General features: G+C 59.0%; 19 protein-coding genes and 1 other annotated feature. Of the genes, 12 read left to right on the forward strand and 7 right to left on the reverse strand.

Annotated features, from left to right (window positions below):
• The first annotated feature begins 17 nt into the window (after positions 1-17).
• From SBC1_RS07775 to SBC1_RS07790, 4 genes are all read left to right on the forward strand, one after another.
• Positions 18-2780 carry a type VI secretion system Vgr family protein gene (locus SBC1_RS07775; RefSeq protein WP_165987528.1) on the forward strand — a complete coding sequence of 921 codons (2763 nt, stop codon included), beginning with the start codon at positions 18-20 and terminating at the stop codon, positions 2778-2780.
• 38 nt (positions 2781-2818) lie between these two features.
• Positions 2819-4189, forward strand: a complete 1371-nt coding sequence (locus tag SBC1_RS07780; RefSeq protein WP_165987530.1) for an N-acetylmuramidase family protein — start codon at positions 2819-2821, stop codon at positions 4187-4189.
• Positions 4190-4343: 154 nt separating this feature from the next.
• On the forward strand, positions 4344-4865 hold the full coding sequence (locus tag SBC1_RS07785) for a hypothetical protein (RefSeq protein WP_165987532.1): 522 nt from the start codon (positions 4344-4346) through the stop codon (positions 4863-4865).
• A 56-nt stretch (positions 4866-4921) separates the two neighbouring features.
• A complete protein-coding gene (locus tag SBC1_RS07790; protein WP_165988808.1) occupies positions 4922-5170 on the forward strand; it encodes a PAAR domain-containing protein in 249 nt (82 codons plus the stop codon).
• Positions 5171-5230: 60 nt separating this feature from the next.
• On the opposite strand, the gene SBC1_RS07795 is transcribed toward SBC1_RS07790, so the two are convergent.
• A protein-coding gene (locus SBC1_RS07795) for an IS3 family transposase (protein ID WP_165987534.1) occupies positions 5231-6462 on the reverse strand; the annotation gives its coding sequence in 2 pieces (ribosomal slippage) (positions 5231-6174 and positions 6174-6462; 1233 coding nt in all).
• Positions 6068-6184, reverse strand: a sequence feature (AL1L pseudoknot). (Overlaps the previous gene by 117 nt.)
• 23 nt (positions 6463-6485) lie before the next feature.
• Positions 6486-7709, reverse strand: coding sequence for an IS110 family transposase (locus tag SBC1_RS07800; protein WP_165086648.1), 1224 nt, complete (start codon positions 7707-7709; stop codon positions 6486-6488).
• Positions 7710-8018: 309 nt separating this feature from the next.
• On the opposite strand from SBC1_RS07800, the gene SBC1_RS07805 reads away from it, so the two are divergent.
• Both SBC1_RS07805 and SBC1_RS07810 read left to right on the forward strand, forming a co-directional pair.
• The gene (locus tag SBC1_RS07805) at positions 8019-8675 is read left to right on the forward strand and encodes a hypothetical protein (protein WP_165987536.1); all 657 of its coding nucleotides are present in this window, start codon (positions 8019-8021) and stop codon (positions 8673-8675) included.
• Positions 8676-8788: 113 nt separating this feature from the next.
• Entirely contained in the window at positions 8789-9451 is a 663-nt protein-coding gene (locus tag SBC1_RS07810; RefSeq protein WP_165987537.1) for a hypothetical protein, read from the forward strand.
• 188 nt (positions 9452-9639) lie between these two features.
• Here SBC1_RS07810 and SBC1_RS07815 read toward each other — a convergent pair whose 3' ends face one another.
• Complete coding sequence (locus SBC1_RS07815) at positions 9640-10392, reverse strand: IclR family transcriptional regulator (protein WP_165988810.1); 753 nt, start codon at positions 10390-10392, stop codon at positions 9640-9642.
• Between the two features lie 274 nt (positions 10393-10666).
• Entirely contained in the window at positions 10667-12496 is a 1830-nt protein-coding gene (gene xsc, locus SBC1_RS07820; RefSeq protein WP_207958429.1) for a sulfoacetaldehyde acetyltransferase, read from the reverse strand.
• Between the two features lie 329 nt (positions 12497-12825).
• Here xsc (SBC1_RS07820) and SBC1_RS07825 point away from each other — a divergent pair, with 329 nt between their 5' ends.
• Positions 12826-13986 carry a 2-aminoethylphosphonate--pyruvate transaminase gene (locus SBC1_RS07825; RefSeq protein WP_165987539.1) on the forward strand — a complete coding sequence of 387 codons (1161 nt, stop codon included), beginning with the start codon at positions 12826-12828 and terminating at the stop codon, positions 13984-13986.
• Between the two features lie 98 nt (positions 13987-14084).
• Here SBC1_RS07825 and SBC1_RS07830 read toward each other — a convergent pair whose 3' ends face one another.
• Together SBC1_RS07830 and SBC1_RS07835 are read right to left on the reverse strand one after the other, a co-directional pair.
• Positions 14085-15836, reverse strand: a complete 1752-nt coding sequence (locus SBC1_RS07830) for a cobalt chelatase (RefSeq protein WP_165090003.1) — start codon at positions 15834-15836, stop codon at positions 14085-14087.
• Positions 15836-16810, reverse strand: coding sequence for an AAA family ATPase (locus SBC1_RS07835; protein WP_165093130.1), 975 nt, complete (start codon positions 16808-16810; stop codon positions 15836-15838). Before SBC1_RS07835 ends, SBC1_RS07830 begins: the two co-directional genes overlap by 1 nt.
• Positions 16811-17070: 260 nt before the next feature.
• Between SBC1_RS07835 and xsc (SBC1_RS07840) the strand changes: the two genes are divergently transcribed.
• Together xsc (SBC1_RS07840) and pta are read left to right on the forward strand one after the other, a co-directional pair.
• Entirely contained in the window at positions 17071-18900 is a 1830-nt protein-coding gene (gene xsc, locus SBC1_RS07840; RefSeq protein ID WP_206366033.1) for a sulfoacetaldehyde acetyltransferase, read from the forward strand.
• A gap of 108 nt (positions 18901-19008) precedes the next feature.
• On the forward strand, positions 19009-20028 hold the full coding sequence (gene pta / locus SBC1_RS07845) for a phosphate acetyltransferase (protein WP_165987541.1): 1020 nt from the start codon (positions 19009-19011) through the stop codon (positions 20026-20028).
• Between the two features lie 160 nt (positions 20029-20188).
• Here pta and SBC1_RS07850 read toward each other — a convergent pair whose 3' ends face one another.
• On the reverse strand, positions 20189-21484 hold the full coding sequence (locus tag SBC1_RS07850) for a TAXI family TRAP transporter solute-binding subunit (RefSeq protein WP_165090009.1): 1296 nt from the start codon (positions 21482-21484) through the stop codon (positions 20189-20191).
• A 414-nt stretch (positions 21485-21898) separates the two neighbouring features.
• On the opposite strand from SBC1_RS07850, the gene SBC1_RS07855 reads away from it, so the two are divergent.
• From SBC1_RS07855 to SBC1_RS07865, 3 genes are all read left to right on the forward strand, one after another.
• Entirely contained in the window at positions 21899-23524 is a 1626-nt protein-coding gene (locus SBC1_RS07855; RefSeq protein WP_165090012.1) for a methyl-accepting chemotaxis protein, read from the forward strand.
• Positions 23525-23718: 194 nt separating this feature from the next.
• Entirely contained in the window at positions 23719-24021 is a 303-nt protein-coding gene (locus tag SBC1_RS07860; RefSeq protein ID WP_165987543.1) for a helix-turn-helix transcriptional regulator, read from the forward strand.
• A 216-nt stretch (positions 24022-24237) separates the two neighbouring features.
• Complete coding sequence (locus SBC1_RS07865) at positions 24238-24921, forward strand: type 1 glutamine amidotransferase domain-containing protein (RefSeq protein ID WP_165090017.1); 684 nt, start codon at positions 24238-24240, stop codon at positions 24919-24921.
• Positions 24922-24927 lie beyond the last annotated feature (6 nt).

The following is a 24927-nucleotide window of genomic DNA, read 5'->3' on the forward strand; positions in this document are numbered from 1 at the left end:
ACTCAATAAAAGTCCCCATGTTCAAACCAATTCAGTCCCGAACACTCGCTATCTCAGGGGCGTCGCTGCCTACCCACGGGGGAATGCCAATTCTTCGCGCCGTGCGTCTGTCAGGTTCCGACAAGCTCGGCACGCTGTACAAATACACGCTGGATGTGATGACCGTTGATGAGCCAACGCTGGGCGTGTGGCAGGCGAAAGAACTAGTTTCCCCGGACGCGTTGATCGGTACGGAAATGACGGCGGTCATCGAGTACGAAGGAAGCGGCACGTTTATGCCGGGGTTGCGAGGCAATGCGGGCAGCGCAAATCTGGGCGCGGGCAAACGCGAGATTACTGGCCTGATAACAGCGGTGCGCAGCAACGACGCGGATGACCGCCACGCGTACTACCGTTTGACGATCCGCCCGTGGCTGTGGCTGGCTACCAGAAACCGGGAAAACCGCATTTTCCAGAATCAGAGTGTGGTCGAAATAACCGAGTCGATCCTGAAGGAAGATAGCTATGGATTCCCCTACGAACTTCGCCTTGCTGCCTGGGGTTTCAAGTCCGGCTTTCCGAAGCGCGATTATGTACGGCAATTCTGGGAAAGTGACTTCGCATTTTTGTCCCGGCTCTGGCGCGAATGGGGACTGTATTTTTTCATGGAAGGGTCAACCCTCGTTCTGTGCGATTCCCCCGGGTCGCACAAGCCTCATGACGTGGCGTATGAAACCATTTCCTATCATGCACCGGGCGGCAAACGGATTGACGAAGAGCATATTCGTAAGCTCGCTGTCGCGCACGAGTTGACCGCAGGGACCGTCAGCCTGATCGACTACGATTACACGCGCTCTCGTGCCCTGCTTGGCGCATCCAAATCAGACCCGGGTGATACCGCATTCGCTAACGCCGAGCATTACGGCTGGGGCAATTATTCTCAGCCGCTCGCCAGCAGCATGGGTCTGTCGACCACGCCGAATGATTATCAGGGGGAGGCCGAATACCTGGCGCAGGTACGCCTTGATGCACTGCGCTGCCGCTCTCTGCGCGCACGCGGCACGGGCAACATGCGCGGAATGGCGACAGGTCGGACGTTCAAGCTACAGGGCTATCCGATAGAAAAGGCCAACATTGAGTATCTGGTGGTCTCAACGCAGATCGATATCCGCAACGTCGATGAGACCAGCCGCCCGTCTGGAGAAGACGCGCACTACCAGTGCGTCACGGACTTTGTGCTCCAACCAGCCAATGCGTTCTTCAAGAACCGCGCAAAGGCAAAGAGGCCGCGCTGCGGTGCGGAGACGGCCATTGTCGTTGGACCGAAAGACCAACCAATGTGGGTTGACGGTTACGCACGCATCAAGGTTCAGCTTATATGGGACCGGCAAGGCAGCGAGGACCAGAATTCGAGTTGCTGGGTGCGGGTTTCATCACCGTGGCAGGGAAACGGATTCGGGGTAATTTACCTGCCGAGAATTGGCCAGGAAATCACCGTCAGCTACCACGAGGATGACCCGGACAAACCGTATGTGTCGGACAGGATGGTCAATCAGCTCAATCAGCCGCCGTGGCAATTGCCAAAGAATCAGGCGCTGTCTGGTACGCGCACTCGCGACCTGAAAGGCAGCCAATCGAATCACATTGCTGCGGACGACACGCCGGGAAAACTTCAGGTTCAAGTAGCCAGCGATCATGGGCAGTCGCGACTGGTGCTAGGTTACAACACGCGGATCGAGGGTCGTGAGGGACGGCTCGAAGCGCGGGGCGAGGGGGTAGAGTTCGCCACGAATTTGTGGGCTGTATTTCGCGCCAACCGGGGCATGCTGATTAGTACCGAGACGCGAGCGGGAGCAACGACACCGGCGAAGGACATGGGCGAGACGGTGCAGCGGCTGACGCAGGCGCGCGAGCAACATGAAGAACTGGCGCGACTTGCGCGGCAGCATAAGGCCCAGCAGGACGGTGCGGATCAGAACGACGCGGCAAAGGCCATCAAGACGCAGAATGAGGCAATACGCGGCGACGCGGTGAGCACCGACAATCCGTTTCCGCAACTCACCCGCCCGGACCTGGTAATCGCCAGCGCGGCTGGCACCAGCATGACGGCGGCGCAGAGCACCCATATTGCGAGCAGTCAGGATTTTTCGGTGACGACGGGCCGTGACGTGAGCATTTCGTCGGGCCGCTCGCTGATTGCGGCGGTCAAGGGCGCGGTGTCGATCTTCGCCTACCGGCTCGGCATGAAGCTCATTGCTGCGCAGGGCAAAGTCGAGATTCAGGCACAAAGCGACGAGATGGCGCTGAGCGCATTGAAGGACATCACGATCACGAGTACGGACGGCAAGATCATCCTGACGGCGCCCAAAGAAATCTGGATCGGCGCGGGCGGTTCGTACATCAAGATCAACGCTGAGGGCATCGAAAACGGCACGCCCGGACACATCCTCGAAAAGACCTCGTTCTGGGACAAACCGGGGCCGGCCACCATGCGCATGCCAGTTCCAGTTCTACCGCTAAGCACCCTAGTGCAAGACCCGGTTCAGGAATACACGCAGGTTTTTGATGTCAGCACCCTGCTCGGCCACGAAGGTCTAGCGTCGGCGCTGGACAGCCAGCCATACCGCATCTATCTGCCGGACGGCACGATCCAGCAGCAAGGCATGTTGACTGACGGCGCTACCACGGTTGTTCAAACACCCACCTCCACGAAGGTCAAATGCGAAATCGGTGCTGGTGAGTGGAGCATTGGTGAGGATACCTACGATCAACATGAACTGGACGATCCGGCAGAAGGATGATCGACGAGCGAAAACTTTAGATATTTGAGGGAAGACTTGTGAATAAACCGCATCATAAAAGTGGACCGTCCTCTCATCCGAAAACACCACCCAATCCGCTGGTTGAAGTGACGTTTGTGTTTCGGGATGCAGTGAACCATCCGATTGAAGGGCTTGCCGTGCAGATTAAAGCCGGAACCGGCGCGCCGCCTGCACCGGCATGGAAGACCGGCCTGGATGCGGACGATTCCGGATCGTTACCTGGATACGCAGCAGGAGTTGCGGCAGCGTCGGCAGGGGTAATCAACAGCATTCAGGGCGCAACCGACAAGGATGGTTATGGCATGACGATTCACAATGCCGCCCGAAATCAGCCGATTGACGTGCTCGTCAAAAACCGTCATGGCGACTATGTGCTCAAGGGATCGGTCACGCCGTCAAAGGACGTGAGCGCGTACACGATTATCAGCCCGGAATACCATCTCGAGGCGGTGACGCAACTCGCGCCCAAGGATGCGTTCGAGCAGGACCTCAAGATTCCTGTGGTCAAGGAAGGCGAGGTGATGACCGTTGAGCGCCTGGTTAATGAATTTGGTCCGTATCTTGGATGGGTTCAGAAGATCACAGAACAAGGCAAGGTCAAGAAGGACTTCCCGACGAAAAAGAAGGAAACCTATACGGATGCCACCACGGGAAAATCAAAAACGTCTATTACCATCGAGCATCATTACAAGGTAGTCGATACCGGCAAGCCACGAACAATTGCTCTCAATGTGCTCGGGTCGAGGCTGAATTATCCGAAGTCGTCAAATCTCACCGACGAACATTTTCAATATCTAGCCCAATCTTTGGGATGTGAAGCGGCGGCAATCAAAGCTCTGAACAAGCAAGAGACTGTCGGCAAAGGCCCGTGGAAACCCGATGGGGGTTTTGACGCAAATGGATTGCCACGAATTCTCTTTGAGCGCCACCATTTCTATGATTTTACGTCACCGTCGATCGACAAAAAAACAGGCAAGAAGCCCAAAAACCCTTACCTTTCTTTTCCGGACATTTGTTTCCCAAAATCTGGAGGTTTCGGCGCCAGTGGATTACATCAATACGAGCGATTCGCTAGGGCTGGAAAACTAGATCTGGATGCTGCTATTCAATCTTGCTCTTGGGGCGCATTCCAAATTTTAGGCGAATATTACAAAGGCTGTAACTGCAAGACATCGATGGAGATGGCAAATGAATACATGCAAGGCATCGACAATCAAGTCAAGATGTTCGAAGCTTTCATGAAAAATGTAAAACCGAATGCGGTCAAAGCTTTATGTAGTAAGGACTGGCGAGGCGTTGCAGCTGCTTATAATGGGCTGCGTTGGGAGAAGCATAACCCAGATTATGCAAAGGACTTAGAAAGGTACTTCAATGAATTTAAAAAATAACTATCGAGCGGCGCTTATGCTGGTCACACTAGGTACTTCATCCTTATGCCACTCGTCAGAATTATTAATTTTTGACAATGACAATCTAATCGCTCTTGAGTCGAGCGGGCGATTGTACGGATACTATGGTGCAGTGGAGAAGGATAAGTCATGCATGTTCCTTTTCGTCGGTCAGTCCCCGCGCATTGGAAATTCTGGAGCGACTACTATTATCGAAAAAATAAAAACGTTCGGGTTCGAATTCGGTAAATACTCATATGCCGACAGATATAAACCAGCGGACATTGACGGAACTATAGCTATTACAGGAGGGGAGTGGATAGTTCAGGCTGAAGAAGAGCCGCCCGGTTGCGGTGGGAGCGTTGGCGTCTTCCACTCCAGCCCTTTCAATTCTCATCAATTTCGTTACAACGTAACTACTAAGATTAGCGGGTTAAGTATTCGCATCGCGACAAAAAAATCGTCAATTTTTAAAAAGCGAAACAAGTTACTTTTGAAAACGAAAAGTTACATCACAGAAGGGGACGTCGTCGCTGTGTTGCAACAAGAAGGGAATTTTTCTTATATTCGGTATACCAATCCGGACTACTTCAGCCCGATTTCGCAAAGGGTTACTACAGGCTGGGTTCGGACAAGTGATCTAGAGGACCCGTTCCCACCGTCGCAGAAGCAGTGAGCGCGCCGCGCGGCGGCAAGCCTGAAACCATAGACAACCTTGAGGAAACCAAACCTATGAACCTGATCCGACTCGGTGACGATACCGACCACCGCGGCAAAGTCACCAGCGCATCGACAACGATGCGGTTTGATGGCCGGTTCGTGGCCCGCAAGGGCGACGGGGTGTCGTGCCCGCTCCACCCCGGTATCCAGCCCAACCTCATTATCGAAGGCGATGATTCCATGATGGACAACGGGGTACCCATCGCCCGTCATGGCCACCGGGCAACATGCGGATGCCATCTGATTTCAAGTCTGGTGTGATATGAAAACGCTCGGAGGAGCTTTTATGAACCGCCCCGGGAATCGTGGAGGCTGGTTGGTTTAAGTTAATGCGGGTTCGACGGCAGGTGTTTCAAGTTGCCGGTAGTAGTTTGCCTCAGCTTCAGCGGGCGGGATATAGCCAAGCGGTTCCATCAGCCGATGGTGATTGAACCAGGCCACCCATTCCAGCGTTGCCAACTCGACGGACTCGCGTGTTTTCCAGGTGCGGCGATGAATCAGTTCAGCCTTGTACAAGCCGTTGATCGTTTCAGCGAGGGCGTTATCGTAGCTGTCGCCCCGACTGCCGACCGACGGTTCGATGCCCGCTTCGGCGAGCCGCTCGCTATAGCGAATGCTGACGTATTGCGAACCTCTGTCGGAGTGGTGTATCAGCGTTGCGTCGCCGCCTGGTCGCCGCGCGTAAAGCGCCTGTTCAAGCGCATCCAGAACGAAGTCCGTGGTCATCGACGTGCTGACGCGCCAGCCAACGATCCGCCGAGCGAACACGTCGACCACGAACGCGACGTACAACCAGCCCTGCCACGTCGAGACGTAGGTGAAGTCCGAGACCCAAAGCTGGTTTGGCCGCGAAGCGTTGAACTGGCGATTGACCCGATCCAGCGGGCGCGGGGCGCAGGCATCGGGGACGGTCGTGCGAACACGCTTGCCTCGCATCACGCCACGCAAACCCAGTCGTCTCATCAATCGCTCAACGGTGCAGCGAGCCACCTTGATGCGCTCCCGGTTCATCTGTTTCCAGACCTTATCCGCGCCGTAGACCTGCATGTTGGTCTGCCAGACGCGCTTGATCTCGGGTTGCAGACGTTCATCGCGTATCGCGCGAGCACAGCGCCGCGACGGATCGCGAAGCTGTGCGGCATGACGCCGATAGCCCGACGGGGCAATCCGCAAGACCTTGCAGATCGACTCGACCCCGAAGGTGTCGCGATGCTGATCGACGAAGGCCTTCAGGACTTCAGACGGCGGTCGAGCTCCGCCTGGGCGAAAAACGCGCTCGCCAACTTCAGAATCTCGTTGGCGCGGCGCAGTTCCTTGTTCTCACGTTCCAGCGTCTTGAGGCGTTCACGCTCCGACGTGGTCACGCCTTCGCGCTCGCCGCTGTCGATCTGCTCACGCTTGACCCAGCCCAATAGGGTCTGGCTCGAACAACCGATCATCGGCGCAATGGTTTCAACAGCTGCCCACAGTGACGGGTGCTCGCCACGCTGCTCGCGCACCAGACGAACGGCGCGCTCTCGGACTTCAGGGGAAAATTGGCTTGGCTTGCTCATGGCTCCATTCTGGTAAGAAGCCGTTATGACGGGGAAGCTGGCTGCACCGGATATCCAAGATCCGTGAGGCGTTTTAGTAATCGCTTAACGGTGCTCTGCATGTCGTGCCGGGTGAAATAGTCTGCACCGAGATCTGCGTATTCCACGCCATTGCGAAGCATGTGCCACGCTGCGGTGAGCATCGACGCAGCCACTGCGATGATTGCTTTCTTTGAACCGCGCCGCGCCTTGACGCGAGTGAACTGGGCGAACAGGTAGCTGTTCTTCGTACGTACTGCGGCCCATGCGGCAGTCACGAGTGCCGTCTTGAGCCATGTGCCGCTCTTGCGGACACGCGTACTGCGGCGCTTACCGGCGCTCTCATCATTGCGGGGACACAGTCCGGCCCACGATATGAGGTGAGCGGAATCGGGAAAGCGCGTCATGTCGACCCCAATCTCGGCCACCAGGACCCGCGCGGTCAGGTCACCGACGCCGGGAATGGTTCTTAGCAGTTGAACGTGCTGCCGGATTGGCGTCAGAGCAAGTCCCACGGCGGCATCCAGTTCAGTCAGCGCGTGCTCAAGGGCGTCGATGAGCTGCAAATGCAGCGCGAGCATCGTACGGTGATGTGAAGTTATGCGGCCGCGCAATGCTTCGCGTAGTTCACTCGTCTTCTTGCGCGCGTGACCTTGCGCCAGTGCCGCGAGCAGCACCGGATCGTTCTCGCCCGAGATGATGGCCTTCAGAATCGCGCGTCCGCTGCCGCCAAGTACGTCAGAAAGGACACTGCCCAGTTTGAGATTGGCATCCTCGAGCACCTTCTGGACACGCAGACAATGCTGGGCGATCTCGCGCGTCAGCTGTTTGCGTGTGCGTGTCAGATCACGTAACTCCTGGATCGCGGCCGGCGGGACGAAGCTGGAGCGGATCAGCCCGTGTGCGAGCAGGTCTGCGATCCACGTCGCATCGTTCACATCGGTTTTGCGGCCAGGCACGTTCCGAATATGCGCAGCGTTGCCCAGCACGAGTTCGAAGGAGCCCTCGAGAACGTGCCACACTGGCTTCCAGTAAACGCCGGTGGCTTCCATTGCCACGTGGGAACAGCCATGGACGGCCAGCCAGTCCGACAGCGCCAGCAATCCCTTAGTGGTACTGCAAAATCTCTGCACTTCACGGTGCTCCGGCGCAGACACACAACGGACGCAGGCGACGATGATGTCCTTATGTATGTCCAGCCCGGCACAGCGCGGATAGAGTACCTGCATGCTGCCCTCCTGCAAGATAGAGAATGGCAGCGGCGACAACCCTCGTTATCGGATTCTGGTAAGCGTGCTCCGGCAGGGCGACATTTGCCCTCGGTCACAATTCGGGGTGCTCGCAGGGTTGCGGGTCCAACTCTCAAACGGGCTCAGTGCACCAGATAATGGGCCGACCTCGACCACCGCTGCCTCGTAATCGTATTCCTTCCCAGATCCGCCTGCAGCAGTCGTGCGCTTCATCCTTCGGGGTCGGGAAAAACCCGATGAATCACTCTCAAGAGTTGGAGCCTCCACCAAATCCGGGGCGGTTCATTTATGAATCAACCACAACCTGACAGAACGAGCAATACGCAGCGCTTCTTTATCAACCCGCGAGCCTTTGTGCTGAGTATAGAGATTGAGCCGGGCCAGCATCAACTCGTGACTGAGGGCGATGACCAACACCATGGACTGCTATGCTTCCTATCTCCCATGGACGCTCATATCGAGGGCACGTTCCGGGCGAGGCCCGGTCTCTCGTACTCAGTCTTGTCGACCTGGAGCCTTTCCGAGAAAAGCTTCCTGGCGGACAACGGCCTGCTCGTAGCGGTCCTGCATTTGGGCTGGTCCGCACGCAACGGTCGCCTGCTACTGCGCCAAGACGGCATCCCGCGCCAGTATGGAGGACCATTGCTGACGTGGGCTGGGAAAGACCGGCCGATAACATTTGAAGTCAGCGCTACGGCGCTGTGCACGCTGGATCGCATATATGAGCATGCGGGTCTGTTCGCCTGGCGCGAGACCTGTGAGTCACTACTGAAAGAGGCGAGCGAAGACCTGCGCACGACAGCTATCCAGGCGGTTCTCGCAGCGCGCACGATGACGCCGAAAGGCGACGACCCTGCTACCCAAACGGCACTGTTTGACCCAGAGTTCCAACAATGGCATTTCCTGCCTGTGGCGATCACCGACGATCAACCAATCAATGATTAACAAACTTCAAGTGGGTTGTCCTACACGGCTTGAGAAACGTCAACTTATCTCTGCGCGAGGACCTTCTTCATTCGTTCGCGAATCGGGACCAAAACATTGACGTACCGCCTCGCTTGCAGAAAGGAACCATAATGATTTCATCTTCGCAGCCCCGAAACGACTTCGGCGGCCTCTCGGTGCTACCGGAGCCGCCCGTCTATATTCTCGCGACCGTCGATGGGCCGGGACGGCTGACGATGGTCTCCAGCCCGGGTCGGCTCGGCGTGATGCCCCACTGCTTCTTGTCGCCCTTCGATACGCTGATCGAAAGCGCATACCTCAGCAATGGCCGGTCTCTTCACACTCTACCTTCCTCGCAGGTGAACTGGCCGCTGTTCGAGGATGACACCCGGCGCGCCTTCATAGGTGATGTGCATCTTGGCTGGCCGGCGCGCGATGGCCGAATACTTTTGCGTGACGGTGGCGGGCTGGCTGGATTCAGGCAGGGAGCGTACAAAGTTGTTGCAGATGGTCAGGAGCCGGGCGCGTTCGATGTTGACGCGCGTGCACTTGCGAAGGTCGATCACATCTACGAACAGGCCGGTTTATTCGCTTGGCGCGAAACGGCTTTGGACGTGATTTTCTGGGACGACAACAAAGTACACCGTGCGCTGGAATGTGCCCTTCGAACTATGAACGTGAAACCCGCTGAGGGCGATCCGTCATGGGATCAGCTCGCGCTATTCGACCCCGAGTTCGAACAGTGGCATTTTGTGCCCTTTGACAAGACAACGTAAGAGAGAAATGGAGTCCATGCGAACCGCCTTTAACGAGCGCAATGTGCACGGTGATAGATACAGCAATTGCAGAATGCTTCAAGAACCAGTAGGCCCGGATGGATACGCGCCGGAGGCGTCCGGGGTCGATGCGTGTGCGTTGGCCCCGAGCGGCGGTATGAGGGGGGCCATACGCGTGGCAGGACGCGCTAGAACGTCTTCGCAAGCTCCCGTGCCGCTTCTTGCATGCGCGGGACGAATTCGAGTGCGCGCGACAGCGGCGCCCGCGAGACGGGCGCATGCACGGCGATCGCCGCAATGCATTGGTCGTTTGCGTCCATCACGGGCGTGGCCACGCAAACGATGCCAACCACGAACTCCTCATTGTCGATGGCGACGCGCTTGTGCGCGGTCCGGTCAAGTTCGGCGTCGAGCAGTTCAGGGTCGGTGATGGTGTTCGGCGTGAGGCGCTCGAGTTTCAGCGCACGAACAATCGCACCGCGCTGTTCGCGCGCCTGCATCGCAAGCAGCAGCTTGCCACTTGCGCTGCAATGGACGGGGACATGAGAGCCGGGTTTCAGATCGAGACGCAGCGGCCACGGCGCTTCCATCCTGTCGAGATAGAGCACTTGCGCCCCGTGAAGCATGGTCAGGTTGCAGGTCTCGCCGAGATCGGCGACAAGGCGCGCGAGGATTGCATGACGCAGGCGACGGGCGCCCGAGTGCATCATCACGCCCAGCCCCAGTTGTGCGAGCCGCGGCCCAATCACATAGGCGTTCTTGTGGTCGGGTGAGCGAATGACAAGGCCACCCGCCTCCAGAGAAGCCAGCATTCTGTGCAGCGATGCCTTCGGCAAACCCACGTCGTTTGCAATGTCGGCGAGCGACACGGGACCTTCTGCGGCAACCAGATGTTCGAGCAGCGCGAACGTACGCAGCGTTGGCGTGTGCGCTTCTTTCATTTGCGCCATTCTGGAAAACGGGTCGGTCAAATTGTAGGCGAGCGTTTTGCTATCGGCCGTTTTAGAACGAGCTTCATCGACGTCGGACAGGTCCTCGGTAATGGTCGTTTCGGTGTAGTCGGTCGGCACGGCGAATCCAGGTCAAAGAGGTTCTGACAGCAGCCGAAAAGTCTTTCTCAAGCTAAAACTTGCCGGAGGCAGGGGAGTGGATGTGACCCGTTCATCGCGGACCCTGTCCGGGCGATGAACGGATCAAACCCCACGCCTTAGATGCTCACACGTAGTCTTTGTACTTATCGAGCAAACGCACGGGTTTAGCGAGTGCATCACGGCGGAACGGGTCGCCGAGCTCGCGCGTACACATGATCTCGATGATGGTGGTCTTGCCATGATTCATCTGCAGATCAATGGCACGCTTGAGCGCCGGGCCCACATCCTCAAGCTGATTCACCAGGATCCCTTCTGCACCCATCGCCTTGGCGATCTCCGCAAAGCTCTGGTTATCCAGCTCGCCCGCCACGAAACGCCGGTTGTAGAAGTCCACCTGATTTTTCTTCTCCGCGCCCCACTGCCGGTTATGAAACACCACCGCTGTCACCGGAATGTTGTGACGCACGCAGGTCATGGTTTCCATCAGGCTCATGCCCCAGGCGCCATCGCCCGCATAAGACACCGCCGGCCGGTGAGGTGCAGCTACCTTCGCCCCGATGATGGTCGGAAACGCGTACCCGCAGTTACCCCAGCTCATCGCGGCAAAGAAGCTGCGCGGCTTGTTAAAACGTAGATAACTATTGGCCACCGAATTGATATTGCCGATATCCGTGGACACCATCACGTCCTCGGGCATCGCCTTCTCCAGCTCGCGCAACACCTGACGCGGATGCAGATACTGCCCACCACCCAGCGGCCGCTCGTGCTTCTGCTCCTCGATCATGTCCAGGCTGTAGGCATCACGCTCGTGGGTCCACTCGTCGAGTTCTTTCTCCCACGCTGCCTTCTCTGAGGCGATCTGGCGCGCGCGCTCTTCACGCGTGGCGTCGCTTACCAGCGTGCGTCCATCGAGCCGCTGGCTCAGTGCAATGGCGGCCGCTTTCGCATCGCCGCAAATGCCCACCGAGATTGTCTTCACCAGCCCGAGCATCTTGTGATCGGCATCGATCTGGATGATCTTCGCGTCCTTGGGCCAATAGTCCATGCCGTGCTGCGGCAACGTGCCGAAGGGTCCAAGACGCGAGCCGAGCGCGATCACCACATCGGCTTGCGCCAGCAGCTTCATGGCGGCCTTTGAGCCCTGATAACCGAGCGGGCCGCACCACAGCGGGTGCTTGGCCGGAAACGAATCGTTATGCAGGTAGCTGTTGACCACCGGCGCTCCAAGACGCTCAGCGAGCGCCTGACACTGCTCGATGGCGTCTCCCATCACCACGCCACCGCCGGAGATGATCACGGGGAACTTCGCCTGTGCGATCAACTCGGCCGCATCGTTCAGGCTCTGTTCGCCGCCGGGGCCGCGATCCAGGTTCTGGGGCTTCGGGATCTCGGCCTTGATCTGGCCGTAGAAGTAATCGCGCGGGATATTGAGCTGGGTCGGTCCCATCTCGGCCTTGGCGCGATCGAAACACCGGCCGGTGAATTCGGCCATGCGCGCGGGATGCGTGACGTGACCCTGGTACTTGGTGAACTCCTGGAACATCGGCAACTGGCGCGCTTCTTGAAAGCCGCCCAACCCGATGCCCATGGTGCCGGCTTCAGGCGTGACGATCACCACCGGGCTATGCGCCCAGTAAGCCGCAGCAATAGCGGTGACGCAGTTGCTGATGCCCGGCCCGTTCTGGCCGATGACCACGCCGTGGCGCCCGGAGACCCGCGAATAGCCATCGGCCATGTGGCCCGCGCCCTGTTCGTGAACCACGGGAATCAGACGAATGCCGGCGGGCGCGAAGATGTCCATCGCGTCCATGAAGGCCGAGCCCATGATGCCGAACATCTCGGTGACGCCGTTGGCGGCAAGCGTTTCAACGAACGCTTCAGACGGAGTCATGGCCTGGGGGCCGGTGCGGGCGGCGGTGGAAGCGCTGCTGGCTACGGGGTCGTGCTCGCTCATGGTGGTGTCTCCTGATTTATCGATAAAACGGAACGTCTGGTTCCGAAAAGTGCAGCTCATGCGGAAAGATAAAATAATATCAACCCACCGTCAATCCACATTTACAATAAACGGTACGATTTGTATCTATTAATGATGTGTTTCCAGGTCGCGGTCAGAGCTGAGGCTTTGAAACGGACGATGGGCGGTTAAAATGTCGTCATGCGCCGAGGACCTTGGCAGACGCGAATGCCTCGCAGCCTGCGGATCAAACGCACCACACACTTCACACGCTGATCTACTCTTCGTGCAGCCTTTAAACGCCACACATCGATACGGACACTCTTCCTATGAATCAATCCGCGGTCCTCAAACCAGCCGCTTCCGAAACGGGCGATCCCTTTCTCCTGACGCCCGGACCTCTGACGACCTCGCGTACCGTCAAGGCATCGATGGCACACGACTGGGGCTCGCGCGATGCGAGCTTCGTGGCAATCAACAAGGCCGTCCTCGCGCGACTCGCTGAGATCGTTCACGGCGAGGGCGACTATGTAACGGTGCCCATGCAAGGCTCCGGCACCTTTGCAGTCGAAGCCATGCTGACCAGTTTCGTCCCGCCTACGGGTAAGGTTCTCGTGCTCATCAACGGCGCTTATGGTCAGCGCGCGAAACGGATTCTCGACATCGCCCGGCGCAAGACCGTCGTCCATGAAACGGCCGAAGATGCGCCGCCGGACCTGAAGAAGGTCGAAACAGTACTGAAGCGCACGCCGTCGATCACACATATTTTCGTGGTCCATTGCGAGACGACCTCGGGCATCCTGAATCCGATTGCCGAGATCGGCGCACTCGCGGCCAAGTACAAAAAGGGCTATCTCATCGATTCAATGAGCGCCTTCGGCGCGCTGCCAATCGATGCACCCGCGATCCACGCAGACGCGGTGGCGGCGTCTTCGAACAAGTGCATCGAAGGCGTGCCGGGGCTTGGCTTCGTTGTGTGCCAGCGCGACGCGCTTGCAGCGACCAGGGGCAACGCCACCACGCTGGTCCTCGACCTGCATGATCAGTGGGCGAATTTCGAAAAAACCGGGCAGTACCGGTTCACGCCACCTACGCACGTGATCGTGGCATTTCACCAGGCGCTCGCGGAATTTGATGCGGAGGGGGGCGTTGGGGGACGTGGGGGGCGGTATAGGAACAACTGCAGCGTTCTGGTCGATGGCATGAAGGCGCTTGGCTTTGAGCTTCTACTGAAGGAGGATTTGCAGGCGCCGATCATCGTGACCTTCCGGATGCCCGCCCATCCGGGCTTTGTCTTCGAGCGTTTCTACGATGGCCTGAAAACACGCGGTTATGTGATCTATCCCGGCAAGCTGACGATTGCAGAATCGTTTCGTATCGGCTGCATCGGCCGGCTCTACGAAAAGGAGATGCACGGTTTGATTGCCGCTGTGCGCGACGTGCTGGATGAGATGGGTGTGAATAGCTTGAGCGCCGCGGCTATTGCGTAGGGATGGGGTTCGGTAACGTGGAGGACACGCTGGTGCGCTTCGCCGGGCGATATACCCGGCGAAGCGCATTTGGTTTCAATCGCGCGTCTACCTCGGGGTCACCTGACCCCCGCCGCATGCCTAGGTCCGCCGATCCATCGCACCAGTTCGCCGAACATCGCCATGGTGGGTGGGACGGACAAGTCCATCGCGAGGCAATGCCGGTAGTACGGGCTGAGATCCAGCCCAACACCCAATCCCAGCACCTCCACATCCCGCGCGGTCTCGTGGCGCGCAATAACTTCGCGCAGGTGATTGTCGAGATAGCTCGCGTTGTTGGCGAGGACGGTCGCACCTTCCATCGGGCTGCCGTCTGAAATCACGATCACGATCCGTCTTCGCTCGTCGCGTGCAAGCAGCCGCGAGCACGCCCAGTCGATTGCCTCGCCATCCACGCCTTCGCGAAACAGGTCGGCTTTGAAGAGCGCGGCGATATCGGCGCGGGCCCGTCGCCAGTTGGTGGACGCATCCTTGAATATCATGTGCGAGAGCTCACAGAGCCGGCCGGGATGAGGCGGCCTTCCACGCGCGAGCCAGTCGAGCCGGGCGCGCCCCCCGTTCCAGGCGCCCGTGGTGAAACCCAGCACCTCGGTTGTCACACCCGCCTGGTCCAGGGCGCGCACGAGCGTGTCCACCATGACGGCCACTGCTTCAATATGCGCGCGCATCGAACCCGAGCAGTCGATCAGAAAGCTGACTGCACAATCGGCCAGCAGCGTGTCCCGTTCCAGCAGGAAGAGGCGTCTCTCAGCAGGAGAGCTAACGAGTTGCGCGAGGCGCCGGCCGTCGATGCGGCCATGTTCTTCTCCGAATGACCAGCCGTCGCGCTGCGGGATAGCGAGCGCAATCCGCAGCGCGTGAGCCAGTCGGGGCACATTTATGCCTTGCGTCGCAATGCGCTCGTCGAGACGCTCGCGATACTCCGCCAGTAGCGCCTTGCGCACGAGCGCGCCCGGATGAATCTCCTGGTCATAGCGCTGGGTGAAAATACGATAGCTGTCGCTGGATGCCCCCGGCACGCGCCCCACGCCGGTGACGGCGGCTGCCACCGACTCGTCTTCATCCGCGGTCTCGTTGTCATCGAAATCGAACCATAACGACAACGCCGTGCGTGTGGCTTCGTCGTCTGTTTGATCCGATGAATCGTCGAGCGTGTGCTGCTCGCGCGCATCCCGGATCATTTCGCTCACGAGGCGCGCCATCTCGAGCGCGTGGACCGCGAATGCGCCTTGGTCTGCACGATGCCGCCGCAGCCCCGCCAACGACAAGCCAAGCACCGGGGCGACCCCAGCACGCGTATGTTCGATCAGACCCTCGGTTTCTTCAAGCACCGGCCAACCCGAGAGGCGCGACCACGAAATTTGCGCGACGGTATAGAGCAGATTTCCGATATGGCTTTCCGCCTGCCCAGAGCGATAAAAACCTCGGGACCACGCTTCGAACTGGTGACGAAGGTTTAACACCAGACCGGGCATGCCGGGCGGCGTCAGGCTTTCGCAGCGCAATTGCTCAAGCAGTTCGAACACGAGGCGCGCGACCGGATCAGCGGGGCATAACCGGCTATGCAGAGTCGCGTCGGATCGCATCAGACGCAGCGCTGCGCCATCGGCCGCGCCACGCAGGGAGTCGAGACTATTCGCCACCGTATCGCGGCGCAGATGCGGCGCATTGAACGGCAGCGGGCGCAGGTCGCGGCACAAACGACCGTTGCGATAGTCGAGCGCGGCATCGCCTGTGAGGGCGCGTATTGCCGATGCACACAGGTTCTCGCGCTGCTCGCGGCGGCGAACCGCCTGCCTGTCCGCCTCCATCAGCGATGCTCCACTGCAAGGCTCTCGCGCTCGGACACGTCATCCAGTTCCTTGCCAAAGCAACGCTGGAAATACTCCGCAACGATCGGCCGCTCCGCCTCATCACATTTGTTGAGGAATGTCAGACGAAACGCGCGCGCCGGATCGTGGAAGATCTGGCAGTTCTCTGCCCAGTCAATCACTGTACGCGGTGACATAAGCGTCGATACGTCGCCGGTCGTGAACCCTTTGCGCGTGAGTTCGGCCACGCTCACCATCGATTCAATCAGTGCACGGCCGGCGTCGTCGGCAAGCTCCGGCACGCGCGCGAGCACGATTCCCGCTTCTTCCGCACGCGGCAGGTAATTGAGCGTGGCGACCACGTTCCAGCGGTCCATCTGCGCGTGGTTCAACATCTGGGTGCCGTGATACAGGCCGTTGATGTTGCCCAGACCCACCGTGTTGGTGGTGGCGAACAGGCGGAAGTATGGGTGCGGCCGAATTACGCGGTTCTGGTCGAGCAGGGTGAACCTGCCATCGCGCTCCAGGATGCGCTGGATCACGAACATCACGTCGGGGCGGCCGGCGTCGTATTCGTCGAAGATCAGCGCGACCGGCCGCTGCAGCGCCCACGGCACGATGCCCTCCTGGAACTCCGTCACCTGCAGGTCGTCGCGCACCACGATCGCATCTTTTCCGACCAGGTCGAGGCGGCTGATATGACCGTCGAGATTGATACGCACACACGGCCAGTTGAGCCGCGCCGCCACTTGTTCGATATGCGTTGATTTACCCGTTCCGTGCAGCCCCTGCACCATGACCCGGCGGTTGCGGGCAAAGCCAGCGAGGATGGCGGTTGTCACTTCCGGGTTGAAGCGATAAACCTCATCGATTTCCGGAACGTGGTCGTCAGGTTCGCTGAAGGCGGGCACCATCAAGTCGGAATCGATACCGAACACAGCCCGCACCGCGACCATTTTGTCCGGCTTGTTCATTGCACCCGTCACGCTCGCTGCACCGCTCGTCGCACCATCAGTCACTTTCGTCTCCTCTCTCGTGTCATCTCGGCAACGCGTTCGCCCACGCGACCGGCTTACCAGGTGGTCATCATAGCTTTCTTCTTTTTTAGATACAAATCGTACCGTTTATTGTAAATGTGGATTGACGATGGGTTGATATTATTTTATCTTTCCGCATGAGCTGCACTTTTCGGAACCAGACGTTCCGTTTTATCGATAAATCAGGAGACACCACCATGAGCGAGCACGACCCCGTAGCCAGCAGCGCTTCCACCGCCGCCCGCACCGGCCCCCAGGCCATGACTCCGTCTGAAGCGTTCGTTGAAACGCTTGCCGCCAACGGCGTCACCGAGATGTTCGGCATCATGGGCTCGGCCTTCATGGACGCGATGGACATCTTCGCGCCCGCCGGCATTCGTCTGATTCCCGTGGTTCACGAACAGGGCGCGGGCCACATGGCCGATGGCTATTCGCGGGTCTCCGGGCGCCACGGCGTGGTCATCGGCCAGAACGGGCCGGGCATCAGCAACTGCGTCACCGCTATTGCTGCGGCTTACTGGGCGCATAGCCCGGTGGTGATCGTCACGCCTGAAGCCGGCACCATGGGCATCGGGTTGGGCGGCTTTCAAGAAGCGCGCCAGTTGCCGATGTTCCAGGAGTTCACCAAGTACCAGGGTCACGTCACGCATCCCGCGCGCATGGCCGAATTCACCGGCCGGTGTTTCGATCGCGCCAAGGCCGAGATGGGACCGACCCAGCTCAATATCCCGCGCGATTACTTCTACGGCCAGATCAAGGCCGAGATCCCGAAGCCCCAGAACCTGGATCGCGGCCCCGGCGGCGAACAGAGCCTGAACGATGCGGCCGAGTTGATCGCACAGGCGAAGTTCCCCGTGATCATCTCCGGCGGTGGCGTGGTGATGGGAGACGCCATCGAGCAGTGTCAGGCGCTCGCTGAGCGTCTTGGAGCGCCGGTGGTCAACAGCTACCTGCATAACGATTCGTTTCCGGCCAAGCACCCGCTGTGGTGCGGCCCGCTCGGTTATCAGGGCTCAAAGGCCGCCATGAAGCTGCTGGCGCAAGCCGATGTGGTGATCGCGCTCGGCTCGCGTCTTGGACCCTTCGGCACGTTGCCGCAGCACGGCATGGACTATTGGCCCAAGGACGCGAAGATCATCCAGATCGATGCCGATCACAAGATGCTCGGGCTGGTGAAGACAATCTCGGTGGGCATTTGCGGCGATGCGAAAGCGGCCGCCATTGCACTGAGCCAGCGGCTCGATGGACGCACGCTGGTAAGCGACGCCACGCGTGAAGAGCGCGCGCGCCAGATCGCCTCAGAGAAGGCAGCGTGGGAGAAAGAACTCGACGAGTGGACCCACGAGCGTGATGCCTACAGCCTGGACATGATCGAGGAGCAGAAGCACGAGCGGCCGCTGGGTGGTGGGCAGTATCTGCATCCGCGTCAGGTGTTGCGCGAGCTGGAGAAGGCGATGCCCGAGGACGTGATGGTGTCCACGGATATCGGCAATATCAATTCGGTGGCCAATAGTTATCTGCGTTTTAACAAGCCGCGCAGCTTCTTCGCCGCGATGAGCTGGGGTAACTGCGGGTACGCGTTTCCGACCATCATCGGGGCGAAGGTAGCTGCACCTCACCGGCCGGCGGTGTCTTATGCGGGCGATGGCGCCTGGGGCATGAGCCTGATGGAAACCATGACCTGCGTGCGTCACAACATTCCGGTGACAGCGGTGGTGTTTCATAACCGGCAGTGGGGCGCGGAGAAGAAAAATCAGGTGGACTTCTACAACCGGCGCTTCGTGGCGGGTGAGCTGGATAACCAGAGCTTTGCGGAGATCGCCAAGGCGATGGGTGCAGAAGGGATCGTGGTGAATCAGCTTGAGGATGTGGGCCCGGCGCTCAAGCGTGCCATTGATCTGCAGATGAATCACGGCAAGACCACCATCATCGAGATCATGTGTACGCGCGAGCTCGGCGACCCGTTCCGCCGTGATGCACTCGCTAAACCCGTGCGCTTGCTCGAGAAATACAAAGACTACGTGTGAGCGTTTGAGCTTCCGAGGGTTCAGGCTCTCGTGGAACCCGACGTGCTGGAAACGGACCGCTGCCGTTTCCAGCACCATACAGTCTTTGGCAACCGTGACCGAGTACCCATGAAGCCGATTAACCGCATCATCGAGCGCGCCCGCATTCATCCTATGCGTATCGTACTGAGCGAGGCGGAGGACCCGCGGATTCTCCAGGCGGCGCAACGTGTGACTTTCGAACGCATTGCCCGAGTGATTTTGGTGGGGGACGTCACGCGTATTCTTCAAGTGGCGGCCAGTGAGGGCATAGATCTGACCGGCATCGAACTGGTGGACCCATCCACTTCGCCGCTTGCACCATCCTTGTACCAATGCCTCTTCGAGCTGCGATGCGGCAAGGGCATGACGCTGGATGACGCGAAGCGGGAAGTGCTTAAACCTCTCTGTTTTGTTAACCTGATGGTGCGCCTCGGTCATGCCGATGGTTCGGTATCGGGAGCTGTCAACACCACCGCCGACGTGGTTCGTACAGCTATCCAGATCATCGGTATCGACCCGTCGTTCAAGCTGGTTTCCAGCTTCTTCCTGATGATGTTGTGCGAACCTTTCCATACGCTCAAGGGCGGCCTTATCTTCTCCGATTGCGGGTTGGTCGTGGACCCGAATGCGGACGAGCTGGCCCAGATCGCCATGGCGGCCGCAGATAGCGCGCAGAACCTTTTGATGGATGAACCGCGCGTGGCCATGCTGTCATTCTCGACAAGCGGTAGCGCCCGGCATGCGGCGGTCGACAAGGTCGTGGAAGCAACGCGTCTGGTCAGGCTGCAACGCCCGAACCTTGCTATTGATGGCGACGTGCAGCTCGACGCGGCGATCGTCGCCGAGATCGCCGAACGCAAGATCGATCACTCGAATGTGCACGGCCGGGCCAACGTGCTGGTCTTTCCGAGTCTCGAGGCCGGCAATATCAGCTACAAGCTGGCGGAAAGGGTAGGCGGTGCAAAGGCGATCGGCCCGTTGTTGCAAGGCCTTCGAAAACCCGCCAACGATCTGTCACGCGGCTGCAGCGCAGACGACATTTATTACGTCATTGGCGTGACCGTCGTGCAGGCACAAGCGACATTGGACACCACACAAAACACTTGAGACTCCCGCATAGGCAGTCACCTGTCGTTCTGATGTGCATCTAGCTTCAACGTCTCCCGGAAAGACACGGAGGATAACGCTTGAGACGCGTCACGGGGTCACTTAAAAAGACGCCAATCCCGGCATTCGGTCGGGCGGCCCTACGGACAGAAACACTGGGTCATCGAACCTTTTCAGCTACCTGAAAAATCCGCTTCCGCACGATGCCTATTGCCTGCTTAAGCGCATAAACGTCCTGGAAATAACGTTGAGGAATCCGAATCTGACTGGCATGCGCGTCGATGCTTTCTATTTCTTCGCGCCATTGCGCAATCTGGTCCGGGGTTGGTTGCGGGGTTCTCCATATTTCATCTTCCAGCGATTTTATTTCCCGATACCAGACCACGAGCCGGTTTTTAATCCGCGCCGACGCCATGCGCGGCAATGCCTGCAGCAAACCTATCAGGAGAGCCATGAAGGGCACCAGGATCAGCAGCCGCCTTTCGATAAAGCTGGCCAGCCAGAACGGAAGGTATCGCTGCAGAAAAGGACGGCCGGATTTGAAGTAGCGCGTGCTTTCGTCGGAGATGGGAAATTCATCGGTGTTCAAGTTGGGAAACGCGCCGAGCGGCGTGAAGTAATCTTCGCCGCCGTGCACGGTTTTGGCCGCCTCCAGCAGCAGATACGCGAGAGCGGGGTGCAGGGTGTCCTTGGATACGAGCAGAGCTGTTGCGGCTAGCAGGGTGACATCGGTCTGCGGAAGATCATTGACAATGCTGGTCGACGCACGCGGAAAAATGATCTTGGAGAGCGACGGGAATTTTTGCACGAGGGCGTCGGCCTGCGCGAAACTCATCAGCTTCAGATCACTGTTCAGTAACGTCTGCTGCATGGAAGCATCAGGTCTGCCGATAAAGAATGCCGCATCCAGTGTGCCATTTTCGAGGTCTTGATACGCCTTGGCTGCGTCCATTTCCAGCAGCTTGGTGTTGTCGCCGGTGACGCCGCTATAAGAGAGCAATACCTGGGCGACGTTGAGCAGGCCGCTGCCAGGAACGCCGATGGCAATCCTTTTGCCGCGTAACTGCGCCAACCGGTTGACGGTTGTATCGCCGCGATAAAACACCCAGATAGGTTCATATGAAACGGCAGCGATCGTCTGCAGGTTGTCGGTCTCTGTCGGGCGGGTGGTACCTGACTGAATAAAGCCGACTTCGTATTCGCTGTCAGGATCTTTCAGCCGCTGATAATTTTCGATCGAGCCCGAAGAACTGCGGATATCAAGCGTAATGCCGTCGCGTTTCAGGAGCGGAGCATAGCGATCCGCAAAGCCGCGATAAATACCGTTGTCCGCGCCGGTCGTAATGACGATGGTGCGCTGGATGGCGGGCTTGAGCACGGTCGCCAGCGCCCAGCCTAGTGTAGCGATCAAAACTATGGCGCCAACGATGAGAAGCCGTCTGCGCCCCGGCGTCATGGGGGCTTTCTGGATACGATGAAGCGCTGGGTCGTGCCTGGGCATTGCTTGGCCTCTCTCGTCAGGTCTTGCGCGTGCGGGCTGCGCCTGAAAGCCTGTCCTTCACGGATGGATGGGCATGCTCTGGAAGGAGAGGATGTTGAACGCTGACGAAACGAAACCCATCGTCGTTCAGCAATTTTCTCATCGTTTAAATAGTTGATCCCTATCATATTATCCTTGTTAAGGCTGTCAATATGACGATGAGCTTGGTCGGGCGATGTTGAACATCACGTTCCATCGAATTCAATAACTGGGGCCGTTACACCAGTCATCGCGCCGCGACTACGCACCTTCAGTTTTGCGCAAATGGACCGATAAGCAGTAGTCCAACCGCGCGCTCCCGACGCGGCTTGCCGAATCCGAGAACCGTCGATGAAGCTCAGCCTCAAAATCCCTCTTGCCTTTGCCGTCGCGCTGCTCCTGATGTTCGCGGGCGCGCTGTATGGCATCTTCGCCCTCAATCAGTCGATCAACGCGTACGGAACCACAGTGCAGGACAACGTTGCGAACGAACGGATGGTGTCCGCCACGCTCGTTGCATTCAAGCTGCAAGTCCAGGAGTGGAAAGACACGTTGTTGCGCGGCAAGGATCCCGCTCAACTCGACAAATACTGGTCCGCCTTCCAGACCCGCGAAAAGACCGTCGCCACCCTCGCGACGGAACTCAGGACGAAGCTGCCGGAAGGCGAAAGCCGCACGCTGATCGAACGCTTCGCGACCGCGCACGTTTCGATGGGTGAGGGTTATCGCAAGGGCCTGGAGGCGTTCAAAGCCGCGGACTTCGAACCCTCCGCCGGTGATAAAGCCGTGGCCGGTGTTGACCGCGAACCGTCGGCGCTGCTGGAACAAGCCGCCGAAAAAATCGCCGCTGACAGTGCGCAAGTTTCCGCGCAGGCTGCAATCGACGCGCGTCATGCGACCGAGATCAGCGTTGCGTTGATGCTGGCGGTACTCGCCCTCGCGATGATCGGCGGCTTCATGTTCAGCCGTACGGTCTCGCTGCCTCTTGGCCACGCGCTGCGTTGCGCGCAGGCAGTGGCGACCGGCAATCTGTCGATGGATTTCGACTCCAGCGGCAAGGACGAGATCGCGCAGTTGCTTGCAGCACTGAAAGATATGCAGTCGAGTTTGTCGCATGTGGTTGCGAAAGTTCGCGCGAACGCCGAAGGCGTGGCGACGGCCAGCGCCGAGATCGCATCGGGCAACCTGAACCTCTCGTCGCGCACGGAAGAGCAAGCGGCGTCGCTCGAAGAAACGGCAGCGAGCATGGAAGAACTCACCGGCACGGTCCGCCAGAACGCCGAGAACGCGCGACAGGCATCCACGCTTGCGGATGCTGCCTCGCATACCGCATCACGGGGTGGTGCCATGATGGTTCAGGTCGTGGAAACCATGCACGGAATTGCCGATAGTTCGAGCAAGGTCGCGGAGATCATCGCCGTGATCGACGCTATCGCGTTTCAGACCAATATTCTTGCGCTCAACGCGGCCGTTGAAGCGGCTCGTGCCGGCGAGGAAGGGCGCGGTTTCGCCGTGGTCGCCTCTGAGGTCCGTACGCTCGCGCAGCGCAGCGCAACGGCAGCAAAGGAAATCAAGGCATTGATCGCCCAGTCGACCGACCGCGTGAATACAGGCTCGGTACTCGTCGGCGACGCGGGGAAGATCATCGCGGAGATTGTGGGATCGGTGCAGCGCGTGACGGATATCGTCGGAGAAATTTCAACGGCGTCACAGGAGCAGAGCACGGGTATCGAACAGGTCAATACGGCCGTCACGCAGATGGACGAGGTCACGCAGCAGAATGCCGCGCTTGTAGAAGAAGCGTCCGCGGCGGCGCACGCGCTTGCCGACCAGGCTATTTCGTTGCGCGAGGCGGTGGCGGTGTTCACGCTGCGAGGCGATGCGTCACTGTCTGGAGAAGTGTCCATGCGTTCGCGGGCGCTTCGGCCGAGCACACCGTTCAAGGCGGTTTCCCGACGCGTGCCGGAGCTTGCGTAAGACGCGTTGTAAATGAGCTGAGGGCAGTCTGGACTGGCGAGCCAACCCGGCAACGAGTTAGCCGCGGCGAACCGGGTCTTTAGTCGAAGGAGGGGTTGGCCCGGGGTTGGCCCGGGGTTGGCCCGGGGTTGGCCCGGGGTTGGCCGTATACGACGCCAACCCCACAAGCCGTCTCTCTCGCCGGCATCTTCAGTATGCGCATATATAACCATCCTGACCCAGAGGACTTCACCCTCCGGCGAATCTTCAACGCCTTGAGCGACCCGGTGCGTCTCGACATGGTGCGGCATTTGTCGCGTGTCACGGAGGCCACCTGCGGGGAGCTCGACGGCGGCCGCCCGAAATCAAGCATGTCCCATCACTTTCGCATCTTGCGCGAGGCGGGTCTCGTGCAGACCGGCGTGGCCGGCACGGTTCATCGGAACACGTTGCGACGCGCCGAACTCGACAGCAGGTTCCCGGGCCTCATGAACGCCATCCTCAAACAGACTTCCTGACGGCCTCGCCAATCACCCGTCCGGCGCAGCCAACCGTGTGGTGGAGAAAGAGGTTGAGCGTGCGTTGGGTGTTGGCAAGCCGCGCTCGTTCATCATGATCTTGCCAGCCGCCTATACTGGCTTGATATCCCGGTGTCCGACGGCTGTTCGACGACTGTTCGACGACACCGGCCGGCGGTTGTCGCACCGCAAACCGAGCACACTTCGAAGGTTGCTATGAAACTCCTGATGGTTTTGACTTCACACGATCAACTCGGCGATACCGGCAAGAAAACCGGCTTCTGGCTTGAAGAATTTGCCGCGCCTTACTACGTGTTCAAGGACGCAGGCGTCGAGATTACACTGGCATCCCCCAAGGGCGGCCAGCCGCCTCTTGATCCCAAGAGCGACGATCCAGATTCGCAAACCGACGCAACCCGGCGTTTCAAAAGCGATAAAGACGCGCAGGCCGCTTTAGCCAGCACAGTCAAACTCTCGACTGTCTCGAGCGCGAGCTACGACGCCGTGTTTTATCCCGGCGGCCACGGTCCGCTGTGGGACTTGGCGGACGATCCCCAGTCGATCGCATTGATCGAAGCCCTTTATGCCGACGGCAAGATCGTCGCCGCGGTTTGCCATGCTCCCGGCGTGCTGCGTCATACGAAGGCGCCGGATGGCTCCCCGCTTGTGCAGGACAAGGCAGTGACAGGTTTCGCGAATTCGGAAGAGGAGGCCGTCGGCCTGACCAAGGTGGTGCCGTTCCTCGTTGAAGACGCGTTGAAGAAGAATGGCGGCAAGTATTCGAAGGGACCGGACTGGCAATCCCATGTGGTTGTCGCCGGGAACCTGATTACCGGCCAGAATCCCGCGTCGTCCGAAGCCGCGGCAAAAGCGCTGCTGGCGGCAGGAAACGCGGCCTGACGTGTT

It is taken from the genome of Caballeronia sp. SBC1, assembly GCF_011493005.1.
In the GTDB taxonomy this organism is placed as follows: Bacteria; Pseudomonadota; Gammaproteobacteria; order Burkholderiales; family Burkholderiaceae; genus Caballeronia.